This window comes from Streptomyces albireticuli, assembly GCF_021228125.1.
GTDB classification, from domain to species: Bacteria; Actinomycetota; Actinomycetes; order Streptomycetales; family Streptomycetaceae; genus Streptomyces; species Streptomyces albireticuli.
Window position 1 is genome coordinate 76738 of record NZ_JAJQQS010000023.1, and the last position, 16921, is coordinate 93658.

General features: G+C 72.6%; 9 protein-coding genes. 7 read left to right on the top strand and 2 right to left on the bottom strand.

From position 1 onward, the window contains the following. Positions 1 to 76: 76 nt before the first annotated feature. On the top strand, positions 77 to 397 hold the full coding sequence (gene fdxA, locus LUZ64_RS32085; protein WP_095585214.1) for a ferredoxin: 321 nt from the start codon (positions 77 to 79) through the stop codon (positions 395 to 397). 31 nt (positions 398 to 428) lie between these two features. Here the strand turns inward: fdxA and LUZ64_RS32090 are convergent, their stop codons facing one another. After that, positions 429 to 1364 (bottom strand): helix-turn-helix domain-containing protein, encoded by a 936-nt coding sequence (locus LUZ64_RS32090; protein ID WP_095585215.1) that lies wholly within the window; start codon positions 1362 to 1364, stop codon positions 429 to 431. Positions 1365 to 1609: 245 nt separating this feature from the next. On the opposite strand from LUZ64_RS32090, the gene LUZ64_RS32095 reads away from it, so the two are divergent. Further along, positions 1610 to 2281, top strand: a complete 672-nt coding sequence (locus tag LUZ64_RS32095; protein WP_095585216.1) for a molybdopterin-dependent oxidoreductase — start codon at positions 1610 to 1612, stop codon at positions 2279 to 2281. Between the two features lie 34 nt (positions 2282 to 2315). On the opposite strand, the gene LUZ64_RS32100 is transcribed toward LUZ64_RS32095, so the two are convergent. Beyond that, positions 2316 to 3320 carry a zinc-binding dehydrogenase gene (locus LUZ64_RS32100; RefSeq protein WP_095585230.1) on the bottom strand — a complete coding sequence of 335 codons (1005 nt, stop codon included), beginning with the start codon at positions 3318 to 3320 and terminating at the stop codon, positions 2316 to 2318. On the opposite strand from LUZ64_RS32100, the gene LUZ64_RS32105 reads away from it, so the two are divergent. The 5 genes from LUZ64_RS32105 (at position 3234) to LUZ64_RS32125 (ending at position 16894) form a co-directional block, all read left to right on the top strand. Continuing rightward, positions 3234 to 3821 (top strand): TetR/AcrR family transcriptional regulator, encoded by a 588-nt coding sequence (locus tag LUZ64_RS32105; protein WP_095585231.1) that lies wholly within the window; start codon positions 3234 to 3236, stop codon positions 3819 to 3821. The two genes, LUZ64_RS32100 and LUZ64_RS32105, sit on opposite strands and share 87 nt — an antisense overlap. Positions 3822 to 4138: 317 nt before the next feature. Beyond that, entirely contained in the window at positions 4139 to 5374 is a 1236-nt protein-coding gene (locus LUZ64_RS32110; RefSeq protein ID WP_095585217.1) for a ComEC/Rec2 family competence protein, read from the top strand. 18 nt (positions 5375 to 5392) lie between these two features. After that, complete coding sequence (locus LUZ64_RS32115; protein WP_095585218.1) at positions 5393 to 10813, top strand: YncE family protein; 5421 nt, start codon at positions 5393 to 5395, stop codon at positions 10811 to 10813. Then, positions 10810 to 13239, top strand: a complete 2430-nt coding sequence (locus tag LUZ64_RS32120) for a hypothetical protein (RefSeq protein WP_095585219.1) — start codon at positions 10810 to 10812, stop codon at positions 13237 to 13239. Before LUZ64_RS32115 ends, LUZ64_RS32120 begins: the two co-directional genes overlap by 4 nt. Further along, positions 13232 to 16894, top strand: coding sequence for a hypothetical protein (locus LUZ64_RS32125; RefSeq protein ID WP_095585220.1), 3663 nt, complete (start codon positions 13232 to 13234; stop codon positions 16892 to 16894). The genes LUZ64_RS32120 and LUZ64_RS32125 overlap by 8 nt, the downstream gene beginning before the upstream one ends. The last annotated feature ends 27 nt before the right edge of the window (positions 16895 to 16921 follow it).

Here is a 16921-nt window from a genome sequence, read left to right on the forward strand (position 1 = left end):
GTCGCTCCCCGCACCTCACCGGCACACCCACCGTCGGCGCCGTCGCCGGTCACGACACCAGCAGAAGGGAACACCCATGACCTACGTCATCGCCCAGCCCTGTGTGGACGTCAAGGACAAGGCATGCATCGAGGAATGCCCCGTCGACTGCATCTATGAGGGGCAGCGGTCCCTGTACATCCACCCGGACGAATGCGTCGACTGCGGCGCCTGCGAACCGGTCTGCCCCGTCGAGGCGATCTTCTACGAGGACGACGTGCCCGGGGAGTGGACGGACTACCAGAAGGCGAACGCCGAGTTCTTCGACGCCCTCGGCTCGCCCGGCGGCGCCAGTGGCCACGGCCCGGTCGAGCGCGACCACCCACTCGTCGCCGGACAGCCGGTCCGCACGGCATGAGCCGGCTCGGAGGGGGACCGCCGGGCGGGGATCACCGTCCGGGCGCCGGCGGGCGCCCGTTCACCGCGCCCGGGCTCGCGGGGCCGTGCTCGGCGATGACCCCCTCCACGAGCCAGCAGTGCGTCCTTCCCAGACTCGGCCCGGGGGCGCTGGTGAGGGTGTCCAGACGCTGCCAGTAGCGGCGGAACAAGGGAACGGTCGTCTGCATGTCCGTGGCCATGAACGCGCGGAAGCCGGAGGTGTCCTTGGTGTCGTGGGCACGGGCACAGGCGCGGCATAAGGCGTCCATGGCCTCGCACCCGTGCGGTGCCCGCCCGGCGGCGACGGCGGGCGCGGCACCGTCCGAGGCGTCGAGGAGCGCCGCGTACAGCGATGCCTTGTCCCGCACGTGGGACGCTGCCCAGTAGTCCAGGAACGCGGGTTCCGCCACGAGGAAATGGAGCTCGGCGTAGGCCAGTACGGCATCGGGTGTGGGATCGCGCGGCGGCTCGGGAACGGCCTGCGCGGTGATGGCGTCGGCCAGACGCGCCGGCAGCCCCGGGGGCAGGACGCGCTCCCACGCCCGGGCGAGGTCCGTGGTGGCCTGGGGCCGGCACCGGACCTGGGCCAGCACGCGCAGCCGGCGCAGCCGCTCCGGGCCGGAGCACTCCTCCAGCGCCTGCAACGCCGCCTCACGCCACCGCAGTTCGGCCAACCGCGCCCGGGTGCCCGCCAGCTGCTCGGCCACCAGGTCGCCGAGGCGTTGCCCTCCGGTCGCGACACCGGTGATGGCCGCGATCGGCACATCCAGCGCACGCAACTGCCGCACCAGCCGTAACTGTTCCAGCGCCTGTGGCGGGTAGCGGCGATGGCCTCCCTCGCTGCGCGGGGCCGTCGGCAGCAGTCCGATGTCGGTGTAGTAGCGGATGGCCTTCACCGACAGGCCCGCGCGCGCGGCGAGTTCCCCGATCGACAAAGTGACGTCCATCTCATCCCCCTTGAATCTCCCGTGCGGTGGAGGTCCTAGCGTATGGAGCACCGGCCCGACGGCACGAGGCACGGGCCGGACGCCCGGCTCCGGTGAAGGACGGGGGAGTCCACCGGAGCCGGGCAGGACGGGTCGTACCGGCGTGGTCGGCCGTGCCGGCGTGGTCGGCACGGCCGGCAGGGCCGAAGCTCAGCACCCGATCACCGATCTCCCCTCGGACCGAGCCGCACCCATGGAGGACCGGCATGACGCTTCCCCCGGGTCAACGTGCCGTCGACGGATTCCCGCGCTTCGGCAAGCATCTCCATCACCCGCCCCCGCCCGCCCCCGCCGACCCGGTGATCGAGATCGGCGGAGCCCTGACCGAGGCCCTCACCCTGTCCGCGACCGACCTCGCGGAGCTGCCACGACGAGAGATCCGAGCCGACTTCCACTGTGTCGCCGGATGGTCGGCGACCGGCCTGCTGTGGGAGGGAGCCCCGTTCCGGACCCTCTACCGCACGCGGGTCGAACCGCTCCTGGAACCGGGCGCGCCGATCAGCCATGTCGTCTTCGAAGGTCTCGACGGCTACCGGTCGATCGCGTTACTCGAGGACGCCTTGGCCGACGACGTGCTCATCGCCGACCACCTCGACGGGCGGCCGCTCGACAGCGACCACGGCGCTCCCTTACGGCTGGTCAGCCCCGGCCAGTACGGCTTCGTCAGTACGAAGCACCTCTGCCGCGTCGAGTTCCACACCACCGAACCCCCGGATCCCGACCGGTGGTCGCCCATCGCGTCGCACCGCAGGGCGAGGGTCTGGCACGAGGAACGTCACCGCCGTCTTCCCGGCCGTGCGGTGCGGCCGGTCTACCGGGCGCTGATCGGGCCGATCCGCGCGCTGAGCGCACGGGGGAGCCGCGTACGGCCGAGGTGAGGGAGCGCCGGCCGGTGTTCGGGGTCTCAGGGGCTCAGGGCTTGATCACAATGCGGACCGGGTTGCCTTCCTTGCTCTCCAGACGCCGGATGCCTTCGGCGATGTCCTCCAGCGGCAGTACGGCGCTGACGGAACGGGAGACGTCGAGACGCCCGAGGGACACCAGGCGGACGAGTTCCTGGAGGTGGCTCTTCCGGTAGCCCAGATGCCCGATCGTGGTGTGCCGCGACACCGCGTACGCCGCCTCCGGCCCCAGGTCCAGCGGGTCGGGCGAGACCCCGACCAGCACCAGCCGGCCCCGGTGGCCCAGCGCGGCGTGGGCCTGGGTCATCGTGCCGCTCCGGGCCACGATGTCGAAGGCGACGTCCAGCCCGGCGTCCTCGGTCAGTTCGGCGATCCGGTCCGGCACGTCCTCGGCGGTGGGGTCCAGGGCGTGGTCGGCGCCGAGCTCCAGCGCCCGCTCGCGGGCGGCGGGCAGCGGGTCGAGCGCGATGATCGGTGCGGCCCCGACCAGCCGGGCGGCCTGCACCAGGTGGGTTCCCACGCCGCCCAGTCCCCATACGCCCACGGACTCGGCGGGACGTACCCGGCCGGACTCGACGACCGCGGCGTACGGGGTGGAGACGGCGTCGGCCAGCACGGCCGCCTCTTCCAGCGGCATGTCCTCCGGGACGCGGCACAGCGCGGCGACCGGCACGACCACGTACTCGGCCCAGGCCCCGTCGTAGTCGAAGGCCATCACCCGCTGGTCCAGGCAGTCGTCCAGCCCACCACCGGCGACGCACGCCCGGCACGTGCCGCACGCCTTCCCGGCGGCCAGTACCACTCGGTCGCCGACGTGCCATCCCGGGGTCGGCGAGCCGAGCCCGTCGATCTCGCCCGCGGCCTCGTGCCCGGGAGTGATCACCGGCACCCGGGACGGGGCCAGGCCGTGCAGCAGGCTCGGATCCGCATGTCCTCCGCCCGACCCCGCCGCCTCGCTCCCGAAGAGCGCCGGCGGCAGCTGGTGAAGACCGGGCTGGAGCTGCTGGCCGAGCACCCCCTGGACGCCCTGTCCACCGACGAGGTCGCCCGCCGTGCCGGCATCTCCCGGGGCCTGCTCTTCCACTACTTCGCGTCCAAGCGCGACTACCACCAGGCGGTGGTGCGCGCGGCCTGCACCGAGCTGCTCGACCGGACCGCCCCGCCGCCCGGAGCCGGTGCGCGGGCCTCGCTGCATGCGATGACCAGCGGTTTCGTGGATTACGTACGGGAGCACCGGCAGCTGTACCTGACCCTGGTGCGCGGCGCCTCGGCCGGCGACCCGGCCGTCCAGGAGGTCGTCGACGAGACCCGGCAGGAGCTGGCCGAGCGCGTCCTGGCGTTCCATCGCCACACCGGCCACCCCGCCCCGCCCCGGCTGGCCCTCACCGCCCGGGCCTGGACCGCCTTCGCCGAAGAGGCCGTCGTCAGCTGGCCCACCGACGAACCGGGCGCGCGCGAGGAACTCCTGGACTACCTGGAGTCCCACCTGCTGAAACTCATCGGGCCGGCGGACTGACCGCGTCGGCCGACGGTCGGGGCCGACGGCCCGTCGATCTTCGGACAGGTTTTTCGTTTCCCGCACCCGTGTGCGACTCGGCGTGCACTGTCATGACCATGAGTAGCCGCGGTGTGGTTGTTGTGTGACCGCGTGGTGACCGGGCGTCCGGCGCCCGGTCGTCCCGTCGTTGCCGGGCCGCAGGGCATGGCCGGAAAACGGCGTGGGCGTCCGGGAGGCGTCTCCCGCCGAGTGATCATTCTGCGTCGGCCTGACTCCGGGGGGTGAGGGGGAGGCCGGGAGGTCTCGTATTCCCCCGTGGCGCGGAGAGGTTGTTCATGCCGGTCGAAGTCGTCTTCTTCAACGTCGGTCAAGGCGATTGCACGTTTCTTTGGTTCTACGACAAGCCGGGTGACACGGTCGGGACGCACGCGGTGCTGATCGACTGCGGTTCGAGCCAGCAGGTCGCTCCGCTGAATCCCTTCCAGGGGAAGACCGGAATGGTCGACCGGCTGGACAGCCGAATCGGCGACTACATGGCACGCCTGCGGAACCCTGATGTGCTGGACTGCCTGATCATCACGCACCCCGACAAGGACCACTTCAATCTTCTTCGACATGTCCTGCAGGACCAGCAGAGTCCACCTCGCCTGAAATACCAGATACGTGCGATCAGGTACGGACTGACCGTCGATGACTACAAGGAGGGAAACCAGAGCTTTGTGCACGACCTGATCGAGCTCTGGACGACCTTTGTCGATCGACGCGGAAGGCGTGGTGTGGTGACGAAACCGGACTTCGTCACCATGCCCGTGGATCCGGAGGCGTTGGTGACCGGGACCCGTGGTGCGGAGCTGCTCATGGTCGGGGCCGCGGTCGGTGTGGATCCGAGGAGCAGGAGGAAGTACCCGAAGAACCCGGGGAAGGGAAAGCAGACCCCGGAGGAAAAGGATGAGGAGAAGCGTACAGAAGGCGAGAAGGAGAAAATCGCCAACGAGTCGAGCCTGGTGACCCTGCTCCAGGGAGACCCTGAAGGGAACGGCGACCGGCAGCGGGTGCTGCTGATGGCCGATGCGGTGAAGCTCAACGAGGACTACCTGGGCCTGGGCTTCGCGGGAGGGCGGCTCAAGCGTCAGAGCAAGTTGTGGCTCAAACTCGGCCACCATGGGAGCCGGACCTCCAACACCGATGAATGGCTCAACTACACCACCCCCGACGGGCTGTTCGTCAGTACCGGAGTCCTGGTGTTCTCGGGAGGGTCCGGGACGTTCACGGACAGCAACGTCAATGGTCGGCTGCTCAAGACGTGGAAGAAGGTGCTGAAGAACAACAACATACCTCCCGTGAATGTGAGTTCCGGTCAGCAGTGGGGATACGTCGTTCACGACGACTCCAATAGGAGGGGTGAATTCATATACGCGCCGACGACCGACGGGCTGTTCAGCTCCATGGCAATGCCTCCGGTCCGGGGCGGAACGAAGGCCAGGGGCGATGCCGCCAACTGGCGCGGCGTCGACTGGCATCTGAGGCTGGACGACCCCCGACCCGGCTCCTACGAGATCTGGTACGAGTAGGCAGGAAGAGGCCCAGCCATGCCCTTGAACGTTTCCGACCTGATCGCCGCCCTGGAACAGGCCCGCAAGGACGCCCGTCTGCGCGTCGACGCGCAGACGCTCGGCCTCGCCCCGGCCGGTGACCTGTTCGCCGCCTTCCTGCCGGGCGCCGTCCTCGACATCCGCGACGTGACGGCCGTCGACAGCGACCACCTCCGTGTCAGCGGCACGGTCACGCTCCTGAACCGGCCGCCGTCCGCCGCCGACGTCCAGTTCCTCGCCGACGACAACGACGAGACCGTGGCCGGTATCCGCGTCGACGTCGTGCTCGCGCCGGACGGTCCGGGACTTCCCGACGAGCTGAAGGCGATCCCTGCCGCGCTGGAGCGGATCGGGCTCGGCCCGGTGCACCTCGTCTTCGGCGTCGAACCCGGCATCGGGGACGACGATCCGACGGCCGAGACCGGCTGCGGTGTCGAGCTGCTGTTCCCGGACGCGAAGGCGTCCCCCCGGCCGTACGTCTGGGGCTACCCGCCTCAGAACGAGTTCCAGAGCTGGCAGCTCGCGGGCGTGTTCCCCGGCGTACCGCTGTCCGGTCTCGACGCCCTGCTGCCCTGGGCCGGGCTGCCCGGCGGCAGCTTCGACCTGCTGCCCGCCGAGGCGACCGGTGGTGCCTCCCTCGAACTGACCCACGTCTCCGTCAACTTCGACCCCAGAGGGCCGCGGTGGCTCGCCGCCGGCATCGGGCTCGAACTGCGCACTTCCTGGGAGCCGCTGCCCGGCCTGCTCAAGCTCGACAAGCTGGCCGTCGACTTCGCCGTGGTGAACCCGCACACCACCCGTCCCGCCGTGACGGCGGTGCTCAGCGGCATCGTCACGCTCGCCGAGGAAGTGTCCCTGGGCGTCGGAGTGAGCTTCCCCGACCGCTCCCTGTCCGGCACCCTGCTCACCCCGCTGCCGCTGGGCCGCCTGCTCACCGACCGTTTCCCCGGCGTACCCGTACCCGCCGAACTGACCGTCAGCCGCCTGGAGCTGGGCGCCGACCTCGCCCGGAACGCTTCCTGGGGTTACGGCGTCGAACTGGAGATCCAGGACGTCTGGAAGGCCGGCGACGACTTCGCCCTCTCCGACGTGACGCTGGTCCTCAGGCATCAGGACGACGCGACGGCCGCCGAGGCGACCGCCACCTGGAAACTGGGCGACGCCACTCTGGACGTGTACGGATCGTGGGCCACCGGCGCCGGGTGGAAGTTCTCCGCCGAGGCGTCCCACCTCGAACCCGCCGACGTGTTCGCCCCCTTCGGGATCGCGCCGCCCCCGGTGCTCAAGGACGTCGTCATCGAGCACCTCGGTGTCGACTACGACAGCGCGTCGAAGCACTTCGCCCTCCAGGCGCACGCCAGGTTCCCGCTCGGCACCGCCGAGGCGGACCTCGACCTGAGCGTGGCGCTGACGAAGCGGGACGGTACGACCGGCTACGACCAGGAGTACGCCGCCACCCTTTCCGTCACGATCCCCCAGAGGCAGGGGGACCCCCGCGTCCTGACGTTCGCGGTCAAGGACGCGCAGCTCGCCGAGTTCACCGCCTCCTGCCAGGACACGCAGGGCGTCTCGCTCGGCGACGTCGCCGCGGCGCTCGGGGTGAACGGCGACGAGTCCGTCACCGCGCTGCTGGACAAGCTGGGCACGGTCACCGCGCTGACGGTCGCGTACTCGGGCCCGCGCAAGTCCGTCGTGTTCGCCGCGAAGGAGAAGAACGGCGGCTCGCTGCTGTTCGTCACGGACAAGCAGGCGACCGGCGACCGTGTCTGGGCCGTCCGCGCCGGACTGGGCCTGCACGCCCGGCTTTCGGGGATCCCGCTGCTGCACGGCCAGATCCCCGACGGCGAGGACGTGGGGGTGGACGGCCTCGGCGTGCTGATCGCCTCCCACGACCTGCCGGCCGCCCGGGTGGCCGGCCTCAACCACGCGGTGGCCGCCGCCGACGCGTCCCTGCCCGCGCTGCCCGGTGACGGCCTCGCCAAGGGCCTCGCCTTCGTCGTCGATCTGCGGCTGCCCGGCCGGACCACGGCGACGTCGGTCGTCGTCCGCGGCGGCGGGAGCGGCGGCAGCAGCCGCAAGCGTCCCGAGCTCGCGAAGCAGGTGCCGGAGGCGCCCGAAACCCACTCGGTCACCTCTGCCCCGATCACCTCGACCCCGGCCGCCCCGGCCCCCGCCGTCCCGGCCTCCGCCCCCATGGTCGCCTGGATCGGCGTGCAGCGCGCCGTCGGCCCGCTGCGTCTGCGCCGCGTGGGTGTCGGCTTCGCCGACGGCACCGTATGGATGCTGTTCGACGCCTCGCTCGGCATGGCCGGGCTCGACATCGGCGTCGAGGGCCTCGGTCTGGGCATCCCGCTCGCCGACCCGGGCAACCCGCGCTTCCGCCTGGACGGCATGAGCGTCGGCTACTCGCGGCCCCCGCTCGCCATCAAGGGCGCACTGGTCGACCGGACCGACGACCCCGCGTACGACACCCTGGTCGAGGGCGCGCTCGCGGTCTCCGCCGAGCAGTTCGGGCTGACGGCCCTGGGCGCGTACGCCCGGCCGCACGCGAGCCCCGACGGGCCGTCGATGTTCCTGTTCGGCAAGGTGAGCGGGCAGTTCGGCGGGCCGCCGCCCGTCGAGGTCACCGAGATCATGGCCGGCTTCGGCTTCCACACCGACCTCCGCCTGCCCGACGGCGACAAGGTGCTGGACTTCCCGTTCCTCCAGGACCTGACCGCCACCGACCCCCTGGACGTGCTCCAGAAGCTGATGGGCGGCGGCAAGGACGCGTGGGTGCGGCCGGCCGCCGGGCAGCTGTGGTTCGCCGCCGGACTCGGCTTCCGCGTCTTCGAGTTCCTCGACGGGCAGGCGCTGCTCGTGCTGGAGGTCGGAGAGGACTTCGCCGTCGCCGTGCTCGGCACCGCGGAGGCGCGCTTCCCCAAGGCAGGCCCGCAGACGTACGCCCGCGTGCGGATGGGCCTGTCGGCCAAGTACCGGGCCAGTGAGCAGGTCCTGAAGGTCACCGCACAGCTCGCGCCCGGCTCGTACCTCCTCGACGAGGCGTGCGTGCTCACCGGCGGCTTCGCCCTGTACACATGGTTCGACGAGGCGCACGCGGGTGACTTCGTGCTGACGCTGGGCGGCTACCACCCCCGGTTCCGGGTACCGGCCCACTATCCGCGGGTGCCGAAGCTCGGCTTCTCCTGGCCGGTCACCTCCGAGCTGACGATCAGCGGCGGCTCGTACTTCGCCCTCACCCCCGGCGCGATCATGGCCGGTGGTGGCCTCGACGTGAACTACCGTTCGGGCGACCTGCACGCGTGGCTGACCGCGCAGGCCGACATGCTCATCGAATGGGCACCGTTCCACTTCGAGGCGGACATCGACGTCAGCATCGGCGTCAGCTTCGTCCTCGACCTGTGGCTGGTCCGCGAGACGATCCGGGTCGAGGTCGGCGCCTCGCTGCGGCTGTGGGGCCCGCCCACGGCCGGCGAGGTCACCGTCCACCTCTGGTTCATCTCGTTCACCATCGCCTTCGGCGAGGGCAGCGCCCACGCCGACGACCCGGCCCCCTGGTCGGACGTCGTCAAACAACTGCCGGCCCGGGAGAACGCCGTCCGGCTCGCCCCCATGGACGGGCTGCTGCCGGTGCGGTCCCAGGCCGAGCCCGCGCTGTGGGTCGTCGCGCCCGGCGCGTTCTCCTTCGCCGTCCGCACGGCCGTGCCCGTCAGCACACTGGCCTTCGGCGGCTCCCAGAAGGAGCTCACCGGTCACGAGGTCGACATCCGCCCCCGCCATGACGCGGGCACGGGCCTCACCTCCGTCCTCACGGTCACCCTGACCAAGGGCACGGACGTACAGGACCTCGGCGCCTGGTACACCGGCACGTCGGCCGAGAACCGGGCGAGTCTGCCCGGCGCGCTGTGGAGCGCGTACGACGGCAAGAAGCTCCACGCCGACAGCACACAGCGGGTGCCCGACCAGCTCATGGGTGTCGACCTGCGGATCCCCGCCCCCGCCGAACAGGGCGCCGGGGACCTGGTGGTCCAGGCCGGTGTGATCGCCCACGACGAACGGAAGCCCGACGGCGCACTGCCGCTGCGGCAGCCCGTCACGGCCGCGCCGGTCTCCCTGGAGCTGATCGCGGAAACGGAAACGGAAGCGGACACCGGGACAAAGTCCGCGACCCCCGGCACACCGCCGGTAGTGGAAACGGTCCAGGACGCCGCCCCCGCCCTCGCCGCCGTCACCTCCGCCTCCGCCGGCACGACCGTCGGCCAGTCCCGCGACCGGCTGTTCGCCGCCATGGCGTACCTCGACGTCAGCCCCGGCACCAACGACCCGCTCAAGGCCGACGACGCACTGGTGGCCGGCGACATCGACGCGAAGCCCGCGGACACCGTGCCCGGCACCCCGACCGCCAGCGAGCGGCTGTACGTGCTGGGCGCCGGCCGGACCGTCACGCCCGTCGACGCCCAGAGCCTCACCGCGTACCCGGCCCTCGCCCTGGGCCTCGACGCGCCCACCCTGCTGGCCGCGAGCCCCGACGGCACCCGGCTGTGCGCGGTCAACGACGACCAGGGCATCGACGTGCGCGACATCTCCGCGAACCCGCCGGGCGAAGCGCGCTCGCTGTTCTCCGACACGCTCTGGGGGTACAAGAAGACTCGCGGCGCGTCCGTCTCCCCCGACAGCAAGTGGGCGTACGTCACCGCCGCCGAGTCCCGGCAGATGCTGATCCTCGATCTGACGACCGCGCCGCCCGGCAAGCGGGACTACGCCGCGGAGGCGACCCCCGGCGACGCCGTGCCCGCCGCCGAGAAGCAGTGGAACGCGGGCCCCCAGCTGGTGTACCTCGCCAAGACCGACCAGGACGCCGTCGCACGGGTCGACGTCACCCCCGGCAAGTGGCCCGCCGAACTGGCCCCCGCCCTGGACGCCGGGCCGTCACCGACCCGGCTGGCCGTCGACCCGCGGGGCCGCTGGGTGTACGCGCTCAACGCGGGACGGTCCACCGTCACGGTCACCGGCACCGACCCCGCCACGGGCGTCGTCGCGACCCTGCGCACCGGCACCGACCCCAGCGCCCTCGTCGCCTCCCCGGACGGAAAGCGGCTCTACGTCGCCAACGCCACCTCCGGCACCGTCTCGGTCTTCGACACCACCGGCGCCCTGCCGTGCGAGACGGGCGAACCCGTATGGACCGGCCCGGACATCGTCGGACTCGCCGTCTCGTCCACCAGTGACCGGCTGTACGTCATCCGGTCGCGGACACGGGCCGTCCGGATCGTCGACACCACCGTCACACCGCCGGCCGTGCTGCCCAAGGCCGTCGAGCTCACCGACGACCCCGTGGCGCTCGCGGTCACCGCACCCGCCCCCGTCACCGCACCGGCCCCCGTCACCACAGGAACCAAGGAAGGCGGTGCGGCATGAACAGGCCCGACAACGCACCCGGGAACACCCCTGAACCGGACCCCTCGATGAACACGCAGTTCCTCGACGCTCTCGTACCCCGTCTCACCGCCGGCCGGTACACCCTCACCGCGCACCAGTCCCTCACCAAGGGCGGCGACCACGTCGACGAGGGGTACCTGCCGACCCCCGACGCCCCCGTCACCCAGCACATCGAGGTCCGCGCACCGCGCTTCACCGTCGAACCCGAGTGGATCCACGGCGCGTACCCGCCGCCCGGCGCCACCGGCACGTACGACGACGTCCTGCCGCACCTCACCCTGGAGCGGCCCACCCTGCCCTGGGAGCGGCAGGAAGGGAAGGACGGCAAGGGAGGGGTCCTGCCCTGGCTGGCCCTCCTCGTCTTCGGCGAGGGCGAACTGCCCGGCGACCCGCACTGCCTCGGCCACACCGACCAGCGCACCGTCGCCGAACTGTCCGACCCCGCCGCCCGCAGCGCCGACGACCCGGCCGACGTCGTCCTGCCCGCCCTCGACCAGGGGACGGACCCGATCGGCGACGACGAGAAGAAGCAGGTGTGCCGCACCGTCCTGGTGCCCGCCGCCGTCTTCCACGCCGTCGTGCCCGCCGAGGACGAACTGCCGCTGCTCACCCACGTCCGCCGGGTCGACAAGCGGCACCAGGGCGTCACCCTCACCGAGGACCGGATCGAGGCCGGTGACTACGCGGTCGCCGTCGCCAACCGGCTGCCCGGCGCGGCCGGCGGCCGGTACGTAGCCCACCTGGTGTCCCTGGAGGGCTGGCGGTCGCGGCTGCCCGACGGGACCGAGGCGGCCGAGACCTACACCGGGCCGGCGGAGCGGCTGCGCCTGGTGTCCCTATGGTCGTGGGCGTTCGAGTCGCTCGCCGACCACGCGCCCGGATTCGCCGCCCTCACCGAGCACTTCGTCGACACCCAGGGCGCCCAGGGCACCGATCTGCTGCTGCGCGTCCCCGTGGGCGACCGCCCGCTGTCCGGCGCCGAGCAGCGGGAGGTCGCCGACCGGCTTCGCGCCGGCTATCTGCCGCTGTCCTGCCGCACCGAGTCCGGCCGGGCCACCTTCGGCTGGTACCGGGGGCCCCTCGTCGCCGCGCCCGTCCCGGCGCGGACCGACCGCGAGCGGCGCCGCTGCGCCGCCGAGGCCCTGATCCACCTGGAGGAGTACGGCGTCTTCGACGTCAGCCTCGCCACCGCCTTCACCGCCGGCCGGGGCGTCGCCTTCGCCGACCACCAATTCGCCGCGACACTGCTTCGCCTGCGCGGCAAGGTACGCGAGCTCGCCGAGCGGGCACTGAACGAGCCCGCGCACCCGGTCGCCCCGGTCGCACTGGGCGTCCCGGACGACGGGACGGCCACCGGGGCGCGGGCACGCCTCGCCCACCTCGTCACCAACGGCCTCGGCGAGCAGCTCCACGAGATCCACCGTCGGCCCGTCCGGCCCGCGCCCGGCACCTCCCGTACCGTCGCCGCGACCGAGACCGTGTCGGCGCCCGTCACCCCCGTACCGGCCGCCACCCGGCTGCCCGGGACCGCCGGTATCACCGCGCGGCAACTACGCACGGACACCCCCCTGCGCGAGCGCCTGAGCGCCGCACTCGACACCCTCGCCGGCGCCGATCAGGACGAGGACCTCACCGCCGTCCAGGAATGGCTGACCCGGCTGCGGAGCCTGGAAGGCGTCCCGTTCGCCCACCTCGTCCCCGACGCCCGGATGCTCCCGGCGGAGAGCCTGCGCTTCTTCCACGTCGACGACGACTGGACGGCCACCCTCCTGGAGGGCGCGCTCAGCGTCGGGCTCGCCCACTCCTTCGACCTCGCCGCCGACGACCTGCTGTTCGGCCCGCGGGGCAGGGCCCCGCTGCCCGGTCCCCAGGGGCCCGTCACCGGGCTGCTGCTGCGCTCCCAACTGGTCAGCGGCTGGCCCGCCCTGGAGATCCGCCCGTACGCCGCCCCACGGACGACCGGCGGCGAGAGCGCGCTGCCCGTGCTGCGCAGGGCCGCACTCGCCGAGGACGTGCTGCTCGTCGTCGTCGACGGCGTCCCCGGGCGCGTCGAGATCGCCGAACCGCAGCAAGGCGTCCACTTCGGCATCGACGAGCCGGACGACGGCGGGGGAGACGACCCCGTCGACGACGGCGTCATCCGCCTGCGGTCCCTGACCGGACGGATCGGAGAAGAACTCCCGGGCAAGCTGTTCCCGGCCACCCCCGGACTGCGCCCCTATCTCCGCGCACCGGGGGACAACGGACCCGACCGGGTCCTGCGGACCGCGAAGCTCGCGAACGGCCTCCAGGGCGCGCTCGGGCTGGAAAAGCCCCTGACGCCCGGCCAGTTCGCCCTTCAGATGATCAACGCGGCGCAGCGCCGCACCTTCACCACCACGACAGGAGACCACGCCAATGGCTGACCGCGACGAGACCCTCGTCGTCCCGGTGGACGTGGACGCCCTGGTGGTCAACGAGAAACTCCGCGGGCTCGACGGCCGGGGCTTCCGCCGCTGGCAGCCCGACTTCAACCTGCTGCGCCACAACCGCACGCCCGAGCCGGACCCGTTCACCAACGACGACGCGTGGAACACCACGCCCACCGACGGGGACGACCGGCACCGCGAGCGCGACGGCGTCTACGTGCGCTGGGAGCTGCCGGAGGGACTGCGCCGGGGCAGCGCCGGGCAGGACGGCGGGCGCACCGGTTTCCCGCTCGTACCCAACCGGTGGCTGGTCGTCCGCAACGTCGACGGCCATCCGGAGCTGTTGACCGGCTGGGTGGTGGAGAGCGACTTCCTCGACGCGGACAAGGGCACCTCGCCGTTCATCCACCCCGTCAGGAAGGGGGCGGGCGACCCGTCGGCCGGCCCGCACCGGGCGACGGTCATCCCGACCCGCATCGGCCGGGCCGTCGGCATCGGCCGGGACGCCACGGTCTGGCAGGAGCCCGCACCCGGCGGCCCCGCCCACGACGACCTGTTCCTCACCGCCGTCGGCCCCGGCCTGATGACCTTCCACGCCTACCAGCCGTACCACGAGAACGTCTTCTCGCTCCACGACCCGCTGGACGGCGTCGCCGCCACGGCCACCCTCGACTACCAGGTCGTGGGCTGGTACTCGGACCCCGTCCAGGAGGAGCTGAACCGGAGGCTGGGCGCCGCGGGCACCACCGTCGAGCAGGTGCTGGCCGGTCTGGGCTGGGAGGTGAAGGGCCCGCCCCAGGGCTGGCGGCCCGGCCGGACCGTCTACTGCGGCCGGGCCGTCGGCGTGGCCTGGAACCGCGACGAACTGCCCACGGACTGGGACCGCCCCGACAAGAACACGGTCAAGGACCGGATCGCGGTCGGCAGCAGCGCGGACGAGGCCCACGCCGCCCTGATCGGCGCGGGCCGCGCGGCCCTGCCCGACACCTCCGGCAACGCCCTCGGCCACACCGACCCCGTCCTGCTGCACGCCCTCGGCCGCGGCCTGCTGGACACCCTCGACGGCCCCGACGGTCCCGTCGCCACCGCACAGGCCCTGCACAAGGGCTGGTTCCAGCAGCTGCCCGGCGGCTACGTCTGGCGGCTCGCCGACCCGTCCGACAAGGGCAACCCCGCGGGCGACGCGGCGTCGGTCACCTGGTCCGGCGCGGGCACCGAGCAGGAGGAGTGCCTGGCCCGGCTCAACCGGGACCAGGACGCGTACGACAGGGCCGTACGGGACCTCGCCTCCCTGCAGAAGCGGCTGTACGCGCTGTGGTGGATGCACGGCCTGCCCCTGATCCCCCGGCAGTACGAGCGCGAGCGGTTCCGCGCCGAGATCGACCCGGACAACCCGGCCGGCCTCGCGGCCGAGGTGGCCGGGCGCCGGAAGGCCCTCAAGGGCCTCCAGGACCGCATCCCGCACGGCGCCGACCAGCACGAGCTGGACCTGTCCGTCGACGCCTACCGGGACCGGTACCCGGCGCTCGCCGGGTACGAGCTCCGCCGTGAGGCGCTGCCCCCGTTCCACCACGTGAACGACCCGACGGTGGTGCTCACCGGGTCCAAGGGCCACACGCCGCACGCCGCGCCGTCCGGCACGGACCTCCTCCTCTGCCGGACGGCCGAGCAGATCGTCGGGGGCGTCGCGCCCGGCGGCGCCCTCCCCGCCCCCTTCGACACCCTGAAGGCCGCCGGTCTGCCGGCGGTCGTCCCCGCCCTGCTGGGCGAGTTCACCTATCTGCTCGACCCGGCCCACACGGCGTCCCTCCCGGAGGGCCTCGCCCCGCAGCCCTGGCGGCAGCCGTGGAAGCCGCTGCTGTTCCAGTGGCGGGTCACGCACTGGAACGTCCCCTACCGCGACCGCGGGACCGAGAAGGACAACTGGGAGTTCGACGGCAGCCACTACCGCTGGCGCGACGGCGCCGCCGACGCCCCGCGGTACGTGACCGGGCGGCGCTTCCTCGTACCGCTGCCCCCGCACACCATGAGCGGCGGACTGGAACGGCACGCCGCCGAGCACACCGGCGCGACGCGTGAGGCGTTCGCCGCGGCCGCCGAGCAGGTCAAGGACCTCGACCTGCTCTCCCAGAGCCTCGACGGCCTCACCGACGCGTTCGCCTGCACGGATCCCACACCCAACCTCAGCCCGCCCGGCCGCATCGGCGAGCTCGTCGGCGACGTCCGCGGCCGGCTGCCCGACGCCGGCCCGCTGCCCGTCCCCTTCCAGGGCTGGCAGCCGTCGGGCTTCACCCAGATCCGGGCGGGCCAGTTCGCGCTGAGCGCCCTCAGCGTCGTCGACGAGTTCGGGCAGACCCTCGACGTCCTGCTCGAAGGCGACGCCGGATACCTCGTCCCGCGGGTGGGCGACAGCCTGCGCCCCAACGGGCGGTACGCGGGGACGGACCTGACCGAGCGCTTCGTCCAGCTGCCGCCGCGCCTGCTCCAGCCCGCCCGGCTGCGGTTCGACTTCGTCGGCGAGTCGGCGCCCGACGAACCGGTGGACCTGCGCGCGGGCACCAACCCCGTGTGCGCGTGGATCATCCCCAACTACGTCGACCGCTCCCTGCTCTGCTACGACCCCACCGGCGCCCCGCTGGGCGAACTGCGCCTCGACCTCCAGGAGGACGCGTCGACGGGCGCGCTCTCGACCGTGGTCGGCTGGGGCCCGCTGCCGGACTCGCAGGTCCACACGATCGACGACCTGAGCGCGGAGCGGCCGCACCTGCACGCGTTCGCGAAGGAGCTCGCGGCGAAGGGCCCCGACGCCTTCGCGGAACTGATGTCCACCGTCGACCGCTGCCTGGCGGGCATCGACCCGGGCGACCCGTACGGCGACGAGGTCCTCGGCGCGCTGCTCGGCCGCCCGCTCGCCCTGGTCCGGGCCCGGCTCGGCTTCGAGCTCGACGGCCCGCCCGTCAGCGACCCGGGCTGGCGGTACGCGCTGGACTGGCGGACCCCGGCCGAATGGGACGCCGGCAAACCGGTGCCCGAGGAGATGGACCACCTCACCTACCGCTGGCCGGTCCGGCTCGGCAACGCCGGGCAGCGGGGCGACGGCCTGGTCGGCTACTTCTCCGAGGACGACTACACCGCCTTCCACGCGGTGGCCGGACCGGGGACGGACCACCCGACCGGCTACGTCACCGAGATCTCCGCCGGAAACTGGCCGGCCCTGAAGGCCGATTCCCACGACCGCACGCACCTGACCCTGCTGCTCGACCCCCGGGCCGCCGTCCACGCCACGACGGACGTCCTGCCGGTCACCGACCTGCGGCTGCCGTCCCGCTTCACACGCACGGCGATGGCGGCGATGAAGGTCGCGCTGCGGCTGAGCCCGGTGCTCACCACGGCCCGTAAGGTCCCGGTCAAGAACGAACAGGGCGCCACCACCTTCGTCAACTCCCTCGCCCTGCCCCACCCCACCTCCCCGCAGGGCACCTGGGACTGGTCCGAACTGGTCGTCCCCGACGCGCCGACGGGCCCCGAGCCCGCGCCCCGCTGGACCGGTCAGTCAGTCGTCCAGAACGACCAGACCGCTCGGCTGGACGAGGACGGCCCCGTCGTCCGCACCGGCTTCCTGCGCCTGACCGACGGCCTCGACGGCTCGTGACCCGACAGCACACCGACCCACCCGCGA